10 protein-coding genes are annotated in these 13,592 nt (G+C 63.2%); 1 reads left to right on the forward strand and 9 read right to left on the reverse strand.

What is annotated here, in order from left to right; genetic code table 11:
• Position 1 precedes the first annotated feature (1 nt).
• The 9 genes from ACE3O2_RS14530 to ACE3O2_RS14570 form a co-directional block, all read right to left on the reverse strand.
• The gene (locus ACE3O2_RS14530; protein WP_374338671.1) at positions 2-1,105 is read right to left on the reverse strand and encodes a DegT/DnrJ/EryC1/StrS family aminotransferase; all 1,104 of its coding nucleotides are present in this window, start codon (positions 1,103-1,105) and stop codon (positions 2-4) included.
• A 2-nt stretch (positions 1,106-1,107) separates the two neighbouring features.
• The gene (locus ACE3O2_RS14535) at positions 1,108-2,118 is read right to left on the reverse strand and encodes a Gfo/Idh/MocA family protein (RefSeq protein WP_374338673.1); all 1,011 of its coding nucleotides are present in this window, start codon (positions 2,116-2,118) and stop codon (positions 1,108-1,110) included.
• Entirely contained in the window at positions 2,115-2,597 is a 483-nt protein-coding gene (locus ACE3O2_RS14540) for an acyltransferase (RefSeq protein WP_374338675.1), read from the reverse strand. The genes ACE3O2_RS14535 and ACE3O2_RS14540 overlap by 4 nt, the downstream gene beginning before the upstream one ends.
• A 76-nt stretch (positions 2,598-2,673) precedes the next feature.
• Entirely contained in the window at positions 2,674-3,423 is a 750-nt protein-coding gene (locus ACE3O2_RS14545) for an S-methyl-5'-thioinosine phosphorylase (protein WP_374338677.1), read from the reverse strand.
• A complete protein-coding gene (gene galU / locus ACE3O2_RS14550) occupies positions 3,423-4,304 on the reverse strand; it encodes a UTP--glucose-1-phosphate uridylyltransferase GalU (RefSeq protein WP_374338679.1) in 882 nt (293 codons plus the stop codon). Before galU ends, ACE3O2_RS14545 begins: the two co-directional genes overlap by 1 nt.
• Before the next feature lie 37 nt (positions 4,305-4,341).
• Positions 4,342-6,714 carry an NAD-dependent DNA ligase LigA gene (ligA, locus tag ACE3O2_RS14555; RefSeq protein WP_374338681.1) on the reverse strand — a complete coding sequence of 791 codons (2,373 nt, stop codon included), beginning with the start codon at positions 6,712-6,714 and terminating at the stop codon, positions 4,342-4,344.
• A gap of 8 nt (positions 6,715-6,722) precedes the next feature.
• Positions 6,723-7,943 carry a cell division protein ZipA C-terminal FtsZ-binding domain-containing protein gene (locus ACE3O2_RS14560; RefSeq protein ID WP_374338683.1) on the reverse strand — a complete coding sequence of 407 codons (1,221 nt, stop codon included), beginning with the start codon at positions 7,941-7,943 and terminating at the stop codon, positions 6,723-6,725.
• 12 nt (positions 7,944-7,955) lie between these two features.
• Entirely contained in the window at positions 7,956-11,432 is a 3,477-nt protein-coding gene (smc, locus tag ACE3O2_RS14565) for a chromosome segregation protein SMC (RefSeq protein WP_374338685.1), read from the reverse strand.
• 32 nt (positions 11,433-11,464) lie between these two features.
• On the reverse strand, positions 11,465-12,790 hold the full coding sequence (locus ACE3O2_RS14570) for a serine/threonine protein kinase (RefSeq protein ID WP_374338687.1): 1,326 nt from the start codon (positions 12,788-12,790) through the stop codon (positions 11,465-11,467).
• Between the two features lie 53 nt (positions 12,791-12,843).
• On the opposite strand from ACE3O2_RS14570, the gene ACE3O2_RS14575 reads away from it, so the two are divergent.
• The gene (locus ACE3O2_RS14575; protein ID WP_374338690.1) at positions 12,844-13,344 is read left to right on the forward strand and encodes a PilZ domain-containing protein; all 501 of its coding nucleotides are present in this window, start codon (positions 12,844-12,846) and stop codon (positions 13,342-13,344) included.
• Positions 13,345-13,592: the final 248 nt, after the last annotated feature.

Raw genomic sequence — 13,592 nt, forward strand, 5'->3', positions numbered from 1 at the left:
CTCAGCCAGCCACCACCTGCTGCAGTGCGGTGGCGACCTCGCGCACTTCGTCCTCGGTCAACTCGGCAAACATCGGCAACGACAGGGTCCGCTCGGCCAGCGCCTCCGCCAGGGGGAAATCGCCACGCTGATAACCGAGATCGGCATACGCCGGTTGCAGATGCACCGGGATCGGATAGTGAATACCGGTCTGCACCCCACGCTCCTGCAGCTGCTGCTTGACCCGGTCACGCTCCGCCACCTGGATGGCGTAGACATGGTATACCGGGCTACCCCAGGCCATCTCGGCGGGCAGTTGCACCCCGGGCAGCGACTGCAACAACGCTCGATACAGGGCAGCATGTCGCTGCCGTGCCTGCGTCCAGGCGGCCAGATGCGGGAGCTTGACGCCCAGCACCGCACCTTGAACCCCGTCCATGCGATAGTTGAAGCCTTTGAGCTTGTGATGATACTTCTCGGATTGGCCCCAATCGCGATACATGCGGATGGTTGCGGCCAGCTCGGCATCATTGGTCACAATGGCGCCGCCCTCGCCCGCTGCCCCGAGGTTCTTGCCCGGGTAAAAGCTGAAGCAGCCAATCTCGCCCCAGCTGCCCGCTGGCTTGCCCTGATACAAGGCCAGATGTGCCTGCGCCGCATCCTCCACCACGGGTAACCCGTGCCGCTTGGCAATGGCCATGATCGGTGCCAGATCCGCGGTCTGCCCGTACAGGTGTACCGGCACAATCGCCTTGGTGCGAGGGGTAATGGCGGCCTCCAGCAGGGCTGGATCCAGCGTATAGGACACCGGGTCAATATCCACCAGCACGGCACGGGCACCGATATAGTCAATGGCGGCCACAGTGGCGACAAAGGTGCTGGGTGAGGTGATGACTTCATCTCCGGCCTGGACCCCGACGGCCAGCAGGGCCAGATGCAGGGCGCTGGTACCGGAATTGAGGGCCACGCAATGCTGGCTGTGGCAGCTGGCGGCAAAAGCCGCCTCAAATGCAGCGACCGATTTGCCCAGAATGAAGTCGGTATCGTCGAATACCCGAGCCACCGCCGCATCAATCTCCGCGCGGATGGGCTGGTATTGGCGTTTCAGGTCCAGAAAAGGAACCATGTTCAAGTCCTCAGGGTAACCGGTTGTCCGTGAGCAGCCATGGATTGGGTCGCCCCTTCCAGCAGGGTAACCACCCGTTGACCAAATACCCCGTCAGTCACCGGCGTTTGCCCGTCCTGGATGCAGCGGCAGAAATGGGACACCATCTGCGCCAGCGCTTCCACCGCTGGCAGGTTGGGAATCAGCACGTCACCCATACGGTACAGCAGCTTGGCCTGCTGCTTGGGGTCTTCATCAGCGAGGTCCACCCCGGCATCATAGAGCCGGATCTTTTCAGTGGCTTCAATATCGTCGTACACCACCATTCGGCGGCTGGCGCCAATCATCACCCGGCGCACCTTGACCGGGGCCATCCAGTTGACGTTGATGTGGGCAATAAAACGGTCCTTGCCATACAGGGTCACAAAGGCCATGTTTTCCGCCCGGCCCGGTACATGGCTGACGCCGGAGGCAGAAACCGTATGGAATTCCGCATCAAACAGGTAGTTCAGGATGGCGAAGTCATGCACTGCCAGATCGTGGATGACGTTCACATCCTGCTGGAACAGGCCCAGGTTGACCCGCACCGAATCGTAGTAATAGGCATCGCCCAGCTCGCCAGCATCCATCAATTGCTTGATGCGCTGTACGGCCGGGGTAAAGATGAAGGTATGATCCACCATCAGCAGCCGCTGCTGCTGCCTGGCCATCGCCACCAGTTGCTGCGCCTGCTCGCTGGTTTCCGTCAGCGGTTTTTCCACCAGCACATGCTTGCCCGCCTTCAGTGCCCGCATCGCCAGTTCAAAGTGCGTGGACGCCGGAGTGGCAATCACCACCGCATCGAGGTCAGCCCGCTGCAGCAGGGCTTCAACCTCCTGCACCACCTCAACCTGGGGATAGCGCCGCTGCAGCAAGGCCAGACGCGCCGGGTTGCTGTCGCACACCACCACCACGTCACTGTCCGGACATTCGACAAAATTGCGGACCAGATTGGGTCCCCAGTAGCCATAGCCGATGACACCCACACGTATCATTGTGCATCCTTGTCGCGCGTATCGCCGATCACACGGGCCGGGTTGCCCACGACGACGGCATGGTCCGGCACATCGGCCACCACCACTGCCCCCGCCCCCACCAGCGCCCCTTCCCCGATGACCACCCCGGGCAGAATGGTCGCCCCTGAGCCAATGTTAGCACGCGCCTTGACCAGCGTCCGTTCCAGCGCCCAGTCTGCATTCCCTTTGAGTGCACCATCCGGATTTACCGCAGCAGGGTAGCGGTCATTGGTGAACATGACACCATGCCCAATGAACACGCCGTCCTCCAGCTCCACGCCCTCACACAGAAAGCTGTGGGAGGACACCTTGCAGTTCGCCCCGACCACCACCCCGCGCTGAATTTCGACAAAGGGGCCGACCCGGCTTCCCGCGCCAATACTGCACTGGTACAGGTTGACCAGCTCCGGCTGGAACACCTGCGCCCCCTCCCCCAGAATGACATCCCGCAACGGCATGACAGCCTCCCAGCGTCTGTATTTCCAGCCATTTCCCCCGCCCGACACCGTCAGGCCGGCCTTGCCGCCCATTCGGTCAAGGGCGAGCCGCCACTGCCACGGTCGCCGCCAGAATGGACAACACTTTGGGCATGGCCACATCCATGGTGGACACCGCCTGGTCAAAGTCGATGTGCTGCTGGCTGCTGCCCTTGCCAGCGGCATGGTTCACCACCACGCACAGCGCGGCGTACGGAATATCCTGCTCACGGGCCAGCACCGCTTCCGGCATGGCGGTCATGCCAACCATGTCGGCGCCATCGCTCTCCAGCCTCCGGATTTCAGCCGCCGTTTCCAGTCTTGGGCCTTGCGTCACCGCGTAGGTCCCGCCATCCAGTACCACCTCACCCTGGCGGCTTGCTGCCTGCAGGATGCACTGACGGGTCGTAGCGCAATATGGCTCGGTGAAGTCCCGATGCGTCACCGGACCCGCCCCGCCCTCAAAGAAGGTGCTGGAGCGGCCAAAGGTGTAATCAATCAACTGGTCCGGTACCACCAGCGTGCCCGGTACCAGATCGGCCCGGATCCCGCCCACCGTGCCTACCGCAAAAATCCGCTCTACCTTGAGGTCGGCCAGCGCCCAGATGTTGGCGCGATAGTTGATTTCATGTGGTTGCAGGGTGTGCCCGTAGCCGTGACGGGCCAGAAACACCACGTCACAACCGTTGAGGGTGCCAAACGTCAGGCCGCAGGAGGGCTCACCATACGGAGTACGCACCACTTTGCGATGGGTAATGGTCAGATTAGGCAACTGGCCGAGGCCACTGCCACCAATGATTGCCAGCATCAGGCTGCTCCGGAATGATGTTGTTGCAGAAAGGCGGCAAAAGCCTGACTGACTTCGGGGTGTTTCAAGCCCAGCTCCACGGTGGCTTGCAAGTAGCCAAGCTTGGAGCCGCAGTCATAGCGCACCCCTTCAAAATGATGGGCAAACACCGCCTCCTCATCCAATAAGGCGGCAATGGCATCGGTGAGCTGCAGTTCACCACCTGCCCCGCGCGGGATGCGGCGCAGGTGATGGAAAATGCGGGGCGTCAGCAGGTAGCGGCCCACCACGCCCTGGTTCGACGGCGCCTGGTCCGGGTGCGGCTTTTCCACGATGCCATCAATCCGCATCAGGTCATCCGCCACGGTATGGCCGGACACAATGCCGTACTGGCGGGTTTCCTCGCGCGCCACCGTCTGCACCGCCACCACCGATTTTTCCCGCTGGGCAAACACCTCGACCATCTGGCTGAGCACGGGCTTGTTCGCGGAGTACAGCAAGTCATCCGCCAGCAGCACGGCAAACGGCTCGTTACCAACGGCAGGCTCGGCACACAGTACCGCATGCCCCAGCCCCAGCGCTTCCGGCTGGCGGATATAGATGCAGCTGACGTCCTTGGGCAGAATGTCGCGCACCAGGGCCAGCGTGGCCTCCTTGCCGCGCATCTCCAGCTCGGCTTCCAGCTCATAGGCTTTGTCGAAATGGTCTTCAATTGCCCGCTTGCTGCGGCCAGTGATGAAGATCATCTGCTCGACGCCCGCAGCGACTGCCTCTTCCACCGCGTACTGGATCAGTGGCTTGTCCACCACCGGCATCATTTCCTTGGGACTGGCCTTGGTGGCGGGCAGGAAACGGGTGCCTAGCCCAGCCACCGGGAAGACGGCTTTCTTGATCTTCTGCATTACCGATAACCCTGTCATGCTGCCTTCGGCAGCGTCATCATTGTCCCAGCAGGGCAAGCAGGCCGGCTTCATCCAGCACCGCCACCCCCAGTTCATTCGCCTTGTCCAGCTTGCTGCCCGCGGCCTCTCCCGCCACCACATAGCTGGTTTTCTTTGACACCGAGCCAGACACCTTGCCACCCGCAGCTTCAATCAGCGCACTGGCCTGATCCCGGCTCAAGGTCGGCAGGGTACCGGTCAAGACCAGTGTCTTGCCCGTCAATACCCCTGCGACCGCGCTGGCGTGGTCTGCCTCAGCCAGCAGAGTATCACGACAGGCCCGCAGTTGCTGCAACGCTTCGCGCTGCCCTTGTCCATTTAACCAGTGCCACAGCGACTGTTGCAGCGTATCGGGCAGGTCCAGCCGGGCCAGTCCCGCTTCATCCAGCACCAGCAGGCCATCCAGCTCGCCCACGGCGGCCGCCAGCGTGCGGCTCCGTGCCTCGGTCAAGCCCGGCACCCCGAGGCTGGCCAGCACCCGCTCCAGGGTCAGCCGCTCACGCAGGGCGGCAGCGGGAGCATGCTCACCCTGGGGCTGCACCCCGTTGGCCAGCAGGTCGTCCAGCGCTTGCTGGTTGTTCGGCTCGCTGAAAAAATCGGCAATCGACGCTGCCACCGCAGCCCCGACATCCGGCAAGGCGCACAGCAGGGGCGCCGGACAATGCCGGATCAGCCGCAGTTGCCCCAGCCAGTCTGCCAGTGTCTTGGCCGTGGACTCCCCGACGTGGCGAATGCCAAGGGCAAACAGGAAGCGGGCCAGGGGCGGCTGTTTGCTGGCGGCAATGCCATCCAGCAGGTTTTCGGCCCAGCGGGTCGCCACCTTGCCTTGCTGCACGGTTTCCGGTGTCGCACCGTCGCGCTCATCCGCCTGGCGCTTCATGGCGAGGAAGTTATCCAGCGTCAGGCGATAGAGGTCGGCCAGCCGGTGTACAAAACCCAGCTCGACCAGATTGTCGATATGCCGCTCACCCAGACCCTCGATATCCATCGCGCGGCGCGCGGCAAAGTGGCGGATGGCCTCCTTGCGCTGCGCGGCGCAAGACAGCCCGCCGGAGCAGCGCAGCACCGCCTCGCCTTCCTCACGACTGGCATGTGCGCCACAGACCGGGCAATGGCTGGGCATGTGGAATACTGGCGCGTCCGCCGGACGACGCTCCGGCAAAGCGCGCACCACTTCTGGAATCACGTCCCCGGCGCGGCGCACCACCACGGTATCGCCGACGTGCACGTCCTTGCGGCGAATCTCGTCTTCATTGTGCAAAGTGGCGTTGGTCACCGTCACGCCGCCGACGAACACCGGCGCCAACCGGGCTACCGGCGTCAGCGCGCCGGTGCGGCCCACCTGGATTTCAATATCCAGTACCGTGGTCAGCGCTTCCTGCGCCGGGAATTTGTGCGCCACCGCCCAGCGCGGCTCGCGGCTGACAAAGCCCAGCTCATTTTGCAAATCGCGGCGGTTGACCTTGTACACCACGCCGTCAATATCAAACGGCAGGCTTTCCCGCAGCGCGGCCACACGCTGATGGAAGCTGGCCAGCCCCGCATCACCGTGCAGCACGGCACGCTCAGGGCAGACGGGCAGGCCCAGTGCGGCCAGCCAGTCCAGCACGGATGAATGGCGATCCGGCACACTGCTGCCTTGTACCTCACCCAGCCCGTAAGCAAAGAAGGACATGGGGCGCTGTGCCGTTTCCTGTGAATTGAGCTGGCGCAGGCTGCCTGCCGCCGCATTACGCGGGTTGACGAAGGGTTTGCCGCCGATGGCCTGCTGGCGCTGATTCAAGCGCTCAAAGTCAGCGTGGCTCATATACACTTCGCCGCGCACTTCCAGCACCGGCGGGGCTTCACCGATCAAGCGCAGCGGAATCTGGTGGATGGTGCGCACATTCTGCGTGACATCCTCGCCGGTGGTACCGTCGCCCCGGGTGGCCGCCTGCACCAGCACCCCCTGCTCATAGCGCAGGTTCACGGCCAGGCCATCAAATTTCAGTTCAGCGGCATACTCCACAGCCGGATCGGCATCCGTCAGCCCGAGCTCACGACGTACCCGGCCATCAAAGGCGGCGGCGCCGCTGGCTTCGGTGTCGGTTTCGGTGCGGATCGACAGCATCGGCACCACATGCATCACGGGATCAAAGGAGTCCAGCAAGGCACCGCCGACCCGCTGGGTGGGCGAATCGGGCAGCCGCAAAGCCGGATGCGCGGCCTCCAGCGCCTCCAGCTCACGGAACAGCCGGTCGTATTCGGCATCCGGCACGCTGGGCTGGTCCAGCGTGTAGTACTCGTGGGCGTACTGATTGAGCAGGCGGGTCAGCTCGCGCGCGCGCGCTGCGTCACCCGCCGGCGGGGAAAACAGGTCGTCCTGGTTCATGCGGGGTCTCAGGCAAACAGGCGCAGTGCGGTCTGGCTGCCGGGTTCAATGCCTTTCAGGTTCATGGTGCCGTAGATGGCGCGCAGTTGCTGGCGAATGCTGGCAATACCGTGGTCAGACAAGGGCTTGCGGTTGTCATCCACCAGCTTGCCACTCAACTGGCCACTGAGTTCAAATGCCAGATCCGACATCTGGGCAAACACATTAAGGCCATCCGCCACCCGTGGTACGTCAAACAGCAGGGTAATGCCTTCGGTATGGTCCTTGGGCAAGGGGTGTGGCGGGAAGGGTGCGTTGTCGAAGTTGGCAATGCTGAACAGATGCTGCCCTTGCGGATTGACCAGATGGTAAGCGCCGTCTGCCATCAGGCGCAGACCATTGCGTTCCAGCCAGGAGCGCAGCTGCACCAGCCCGAACGGCGCAGAATCCGCCAGAATGTTGAGGCCGATGGTGACATCGACATCGGCGCAGAAGCTGTCCAGCTTCTGCGCATCGGCCAGCGCCTGCGATAGCGGCGGCAGGCGCAGCTCGGACTCGGACTCGTCTGCAAAGGTTTCCAGGGTGGCCACAAACTGGCGCAGCGAGGGCTCATCCAGCGGGCCACGTCGGTCAGCCAGCTGCAGGCCGATGCGCAAGCCCATGATGGCTAGGTTGGCGTCCACGTCCAGCGGGAACCATTCGCCATTGCTCATCAAGGCCTGCCACGACACCCGCTTGCCAATCCGGTTGAGCTGGCGGTGCATGGCGCGGATCAGGTCCACATCCAGTGCCTGGTGTGACAGGATATCTACCAGCAAGTCCACCTTGTCGTCCTGCTGCCCCGGATAGGTCAAGGCTTCCCGGGCCGTCTTCTGTGGCTGCGGGATCGGTGAGCTGAAGGTGCCGGGTGGCGGCGTCTCGTTGCGACTGCCGCCCATCACCGGCTCGCGCCGCTCGCTGCTGACGCGCTCCGGCACGGACGGTTCCACCGGGCGCGGCGCATGGCGCGCATCGACCTGACCCCGCGCGTTGTACAGCGCCTCCTCATCCGGCAGATCGTCCTCACCGGCGATGCGGGTATCCTCATCCATCGGCGTCAGCCCGGGCTCCAGCAGCACATCCTGCTGGTAATGCGCAAAGGCCGCCTGGGCTTTCTTCTTGTAACGCTGTTGCTCCCACCAGTTGTAGGCCACCACCAGCAGGATGGCCACCGCACCGACAGCCAGCAACACCAATTGCAAGTCACTCATTCCACATTATCCTCATGCCGCGCCTGACAACTGCATGGCTTCCATGATGTCAACCGCCACAACGCGGGACACCCCTTGTTCCTGCATGGTAATACCGATCAGCTGCTCTGCCATTTCCATGGTGATTTTATTATGGCTGATGTAGAGAAATTGCGTATCCGCGGACATTTTCTTCACCATTTCACAAAAACGGCCGGTATTGGCATCATCCAGCGGCGCATCCACCTCATCAAGCAAGCAAAATGGCGCCGGATTGAGCCGGAACAACGAGAATACCAGAGCCAGTGCCGTCAACGCCTTTTCTCCACCCGAAAGCAGGTGAATGGTACTGTTTTTCTTGCCTGGAGGCTGCGCCATCAGGTGCACGCCCGAATCCAGGATTTCCTCACCGGTCAGCGACAGCGTGGCGCGGCCACCGCCAAACAGCAGCGGAAATAGCTCCCCCAGCGATGCATTGACCCGTTCGAAGGTATCTTGCAGCAGGCTGCGGGTTTCGCGGTCGATGCGGCGAATGGCCGCCTCTAGCGTGTCGATGGCCTGGTTCAGGTCGCTCGCCTGGGCGTCCAGATAGCCCGCCCGCTCCTGCGCCTGCTGCAATTCCTCCAGCGCCGCCAGATTGACCGCCCCCAGCGCCTCCACCTCGCGGCTGAGCCGCTGGATCTCGCGCGCCAGCCCTGGTGCTTTCAGCCCGCGTTGCAGCAACTGCTCCTGCAGAGCCGCCACATCCACCCCTTCCAGCGCTTCGGCAAACTGGGCTACCGTCAGCCGCGCTTCCTGCGCCTGCAATTCCAGCTGCTGCAAGGCTTCGCGCAGCGGCTCCAGCGCCCGCTCCTGCTGCAGACGTTGCTCGTCCAGCTGCCGCTGTTGCCGGGTAGCGGCTTCCAGCGCTTCCCGCGCCTGTCGCAGCACACCCTCGCGCTCTTCCCGGGCGGCAATGGCTGCTTGCAGGTCCAGTTGCAGGTCTTGTTCCTGCAAGCTGTCCTGTTCGAGCAACAAGGCTTGTAATTGTTCCTCGCGCTCGGCCTGCAAGGTCGCCAGCTGCTCGCTGCGGTGAACCAGCTCGCTGGCACGCTGGGCCCGGCTGCTGACCGCGAAGCGCTGGTTTTGCGCTTGGCGTTCTGCATCGCGCAATTGGTTACGCACCTGCCCCAGCCGTTGATCCGCAGCATTCAAGTGCTCACGCGCCTGCTGCAGTCCCGCCTCGTGTTGGCTGAGAGCATCGCGTAGCCCGTCTTGCTCGAACGCCGCCGTTTCCTGCTCCTCCTGCCAGTGCAGGCGCTGTGCCTGCAGCTCTTCCTGCTCCAGTTGCAACTGGGTTTGCTGGCTGAGCTGATGCGCCTGCTGTTGTTCGGCCTGACGCCAGGACAGCTCGGCCTGATGTAGCGCCTGCTGCGCCTGACGCAGGCGCTCCTGTGCTTCGCGCTGCGCTGCCCGCGCCTGCTGCTGCTTCACCTGTGCCGCCTGCTGCGCGTCCCGCGCCCCTTGCACCTGTGGCTGATGCGCCGCCAGCGACTGCTCAAGCTGTTGCAAGGCCCGCTGCTGCGCCAGCATCTGGTCTGCCGGGGCTTCCGCATGCAGGTGGATGCCGTCTACCTGCATGCGGTGGCCCTGCGGGCTCACCCACACGCTTTGTGGCGGCAGGGTGTCGGGCACGGGTGCGTCGGCAGGCAACACCTCCACGTCCGCCAGCCACACATCCAGCCAGCGCGACCATTGCGGGTCCACACACTGGACTTTGCGTCGTAGCGAAGAGGGGGTTCTGGCTGCCGCAGGCGGCGCATCCGGCAGCAGGGTCAACGCCTGGGGCGGGCTGAAGCTGCGCCAGTCCAGCCCCGCGGGCAAGGCTCTCGCCTGCAAGCGCTGCTGTAGCACTGCCGCCACCGCCACCTCCCAGCCCGGCTCCACCTGCATATGCTGCCACAGCGCCTCTGCTGCCAGACCGTGCGCCTGCAGCCAGTCCTGCAGCGCTTGTCGGCCTTGCCCGGCATGCAGCAGGGTTTGCAGCGCCTTCTGCTCAGACAGCATGGCGCTTTCTTCCCGCTCAAGCTGCTGCAGGTGATGGCTGGCTTGCAGCAACGCCTGTTCAGCCTGCTGCTCGGCATGCACGGCAGCTTCAGCGGCCTGTTGCAAGGTGGATAGCGCCACCTCGGCCTGCTCGCGCTCGGCAGCCGCCTGCTGCACGCGCTGCGGGTCCAGCAGCACCAGGCTTTGCTGCCGTTGCTGCCAGCGCTGTTCCCGTTGCTGCAGCTGCTGCAATTGTTGCTGCGCCTGTCGCAGCTGGGTATCCAGCACCCCCAGCCGCTGCCTGAGCTGCTGCGCCTGTTGTTGCTGTTGCTCCAGCTGCTGGCGCGCTTGCAGCACCGCCTGTTCATGGTCTGGCAACTGGTCTTCCAGCAGCTGCAATTGCAGCTCGGCTTCTTCCAGCTGTTCGCGGGCTTCTTCGCCCTGCTGCTGCAGGCTGTGCTGCTCTTCCTGCAGCTGCTGTTGCTGCTGCAGGCCCTGTCCCAGCTGCTGCTTCAACTGCTGGCTGCGCTGCTGCAATTGCTGCTGCATGGTTTGCTGATGCTGCAATTGCTGCTCCAGGCGAGCCAGATGGGCGTTGGCATCAAACAAGCGGGCTTGCGCGGCGTGTAGCTGGTCGTTGTGCTGAAAGTGCGCTTCACGCGCCAACTCCAGGCTGGCCTCGGTCTGGCGGAGTGCGGCAATCGCCGCTTCCAGCGCCGTCCCGCCTTCCTGCTGCTGGCGGGACAGCTGCTCCAGTTTCAGATGCGCTTCCTGTTGCCGCGCCAGGGCCAGCAGACCTTGCGACTGCTGCAAGGCATCCTGCAGCGCGCGATACTGGCGTGCCACTTCGGCCTGACTGCTCAGTTTCTCCACCTGACGCAACAGCTCCGCCCGCACGTCATCCACCCGCAGCAGGTTCTCGCGGGTATCCGTCAGCCGGTGCTCGGTTTCGCGGCGGCGCTCCTTGTACTTGGAGACCCCGGCGGCTTCTTCCAGAAACTCACGCAGCTCTTCCGGACGTGCCTCGATGATGCGGGAGATCATGCCCTGCTCGATCACCGCATAGCCGCGCGAGCCGACGCCGGTGCCGAGGAACAGGTCGGTGATATCGCGGCGGCGCACCTGCTGGTTGTTGATGTGATAGGTGGAGCCGCCATCGCGGGTGAGAATCCGCTTGATGCCGATTTCACCATAGGCCGCCCATGGGCCACTGGCGCGCTGCAGGCTGTTGTCAAACACCAGCTCGACACTGGCGCGCGATACCGGCTTGCGCCCGCCCGAACCATTGAAGATCACATCCTGCATGGATTCGCCGCGCAACTGCTTGGCGGAAGATTCGCCCAGCACCCAGCGTACGGCGTCGATGATATTGGACTTGCCACAGCCATTCGGCCCGACCACGGCCACCAGCTGGCCCGGCACCGCAATGTGCACCGGGTCCACGAAGGATTTGAAGCCAGCCAGCTTGATCTGTTTGAGTCGCAAGGGGCTATCGGGGGCAGGAAAATGCCGTCATTCTAACGAAAACGGCTGTCGCTGTGGCTGAACTGCTCCCATTTCAGCTGGGCAATGGTGTCGCTCGACTGTTTGAGCCGCTCCACCAGCAGATCAAGGAACACCTGGTTGAAACGGGCCTGCAGGGTGTCGCTGGCGGCCTTGAGGGCGCTGGCGCTGATTTTCAGCAACATGGCTGACTCGCGGGTGGTAATGGTGGCGCTACGGCTGCCGTCACCCGAGAGGTAGGCCATTTCGCCAAAGATCTCGCCCGCACCCAGTGTCGCCAGCTCTCGCCCGGCCTTGCTGACGACCACCTCGCCTTCGGCCAGCACAAAAAAGGAATGCCCCAGCTTGCCTTCCTCAATCAGCACCGAACGGGCCGGGAAACGGCGCCATTGGCTGATGCGCAACACCTCCCACAGCTCCGATTCACTGAAGCGGTCAAATACCGCCAACTGGCGCAGTGCGTGGAAACGCTCCGCTTCTGGCACTTCATGCGCAGGCAGGGCCAGATGACGGTTCACACTGCGTAGCTCCGCCGCAAATGCCGCCCAGTCCGGATAGCGGTCTTCCGGCTGCTTGGCCAGCGCGCGCGCCACCACCCGCTGCAGGGCCTCCGGCAGGTCGGGCCGCACACTGCACAAGTCTGGCGGGGTCTCATGGCAGATTTTGTAGATCACGGCAAAGTCGCTGTCTGCCGTAAACGGCAAGCGCCCGGTCAGCAGCTGGTAGAGCACCACCCCCAGCGAGAACATGTCGGACTGCTCCGTCAGCCGTCGCTCCTGTACCTGCTCGGGGGACATATAGGCGGGCGAACCAATCAAACCGCTAACCTGGGTGTGTTCAGACACCTGATAGAAAGCCGCACCAAAATCCACCACCTTCACCTGTCCCTCGCCATCCAGCAGCAGGTTGGCAGGTTTCAGGTCGCGATGGATCAAACCATGCTGGCTGGCATAGGCCAGTGCGTGGGCGCATTTGAACGCCAGCTCAGCCACTTTGGGCACTGGCAGCAACTGGTCATTACGGGTATAGCGCTCCAGCGTACCGCCCGACACATACTCCATCACCAGCCAGGCATCGTCTGCCGCTACCGCAGCATCCAGCACCTCCACCAGATGCGGGTGACGCAACTTGCCGGCGAGGCTGGCTTCGTTCTCGATCAGCTTGCGGTAACGCTGACCATGCTGCGGGTGGGTCAGCAGATGCTGGTGCGCCCATTTGAAGGCCACCGTGCGTCCGGCGAAGCGGTCTTCAGCCAGGTAGACGGTACCGGTGGTGCCTTCACCCAGCTTTTTTTGGAGTTGATAGCGACCAACACTATGCGGAAGAACGATGGACGACATGGCAAAATGCGGTAAGCTGCCCGTTGGACTCAATGCCACCATGCTACCACACCATGAGCGACGCCGACCTGCTGCTTCCCCTGTATCTGCCTTGCCGTGTCACTGCGCTGGACGCTGCAAGCGACCACCGTCAGTGGGATGCACACAATCTGGCCCTGCTGCAGGGTCTGACCCTGCTGGGAGAGCTGAACCTGCCAGAGGCCCCACTTGACCCGCAACTGACCAGGCTGGAGGGCAAACTGGACCTGGCGGTCTTGCTGCTGGGAGAAGTGCTGCGCGTGCGAGGAGAGGTACCTCCAGCCCAGCACCTCAGCCTGAACCTGCATACCGTGCAACTGGCTGCACAGCCCGAACTTCAACCCGAACAGACCGTGCTGGTAGAACTGTACCTGGCCCCCACCCTCCCCTTGCCAGTCAAACTCAGCGGCAAGCTGCAACAGCAAGATGCATCACAGATGCGCATCGCACTGGATGCACTGCCGGACGAGGTGGACGACCGGCTGGGGCAGGCACTGTTCCGCTTTCACCGCGCGCAGCTGCGCCGGCGGAGCTAGCGCGCACGCATACGCTCTCCGTGATGCAGAGCATGGGGATATCCTCCAATCACTCTGGCTTGGCTAAATAGCCATATCGCAAAACCACCATCGAGATGGGTGCTGATCTGAATGAGCCGAGGATTGTGTCCGTGGGTTGGCGACTACGCGCACTACAAAGCGAGAAGCCCCTGCAGCTGTCTGCAGGGGCTTCAAATGGGAGCCTGGCGGTGACCTACTTTCACAAGCGATCTGCTCACTATCATCGG

It is taken from the genome of Leeia sp., assembly GCF_041909055.1.
GTDB classification, from domain to species: domain Bacteria; phylum Pseudomonadota; class Gammaproteobacteria; order Burkholderiales; family Leeiaceae; genus Leeia; species Leeia aquatica.

Coding starts and splice junctions, on each gene's coding strand:
- ACE3O2_RS14530 (WP_374338671.1), bottom strand. CDS start 1,105: ATGGTTCCTTTTCTGGACCTGAAACGCCAATACCAGCCCATCCGCGCG.
- ACE3O2_RS14535 (WP_374338673.1), bottom strand. CDS start 2,118: ATGATACGTGTGGGTGTCATCGGCTATGGCTACTGGGGACCCAATCTG.
- ACE3O2_RS14540 (WP_374338675.1), bottom strand. CDS start 2,597: ATGCCGTTGCGGGATGTCATTCTGGGGGAGGGGGCGCAGGTGTTCCAG.
- ACE3O2_RS14545 (WP_374338677.1), bottom strand. CDS start 3,423: ATGCTGGCAATCATTGGTGGCAGTGGCCTCGGCCAGTTGCCTAATCTG.
- galU (WP_374338679.1), bottom strand. CDS start 4,304: ATGCAGAAGATCAAGAAAGCCGTCTTCCCGGTGGCTGGGCTAGGCACC.
- ligA (WP_374338681.1), bottom strand. CDS start 6,714: ATGAACCAGGACGACCTGTTTTCCCCGCCGGCGGGTGACGCAGCGCGC.
- ACE3O2_RS14560 (WP_374338683.1), bottom strand. CDS start 7,943: ATGAGTGACTTGCAATTGGTGTTGCTGGCTGTCGGTGCGGTGGCCATC.
- ACE3O2_RS14570 (WP_374338687.1), bottom strand. CDS start 12,790: ATGTCGTCCATCGTTCTTCCGCATAGTGTTGGTCGCTATCAACTCCAA.
- ACE3O2_RS14575 (WP_374338690.1), top strand. CDS start 12,844: ATGAGCGACGCCGACCTGCTGCTTCCCCTGTATCTGCCTTGCCGTGTC.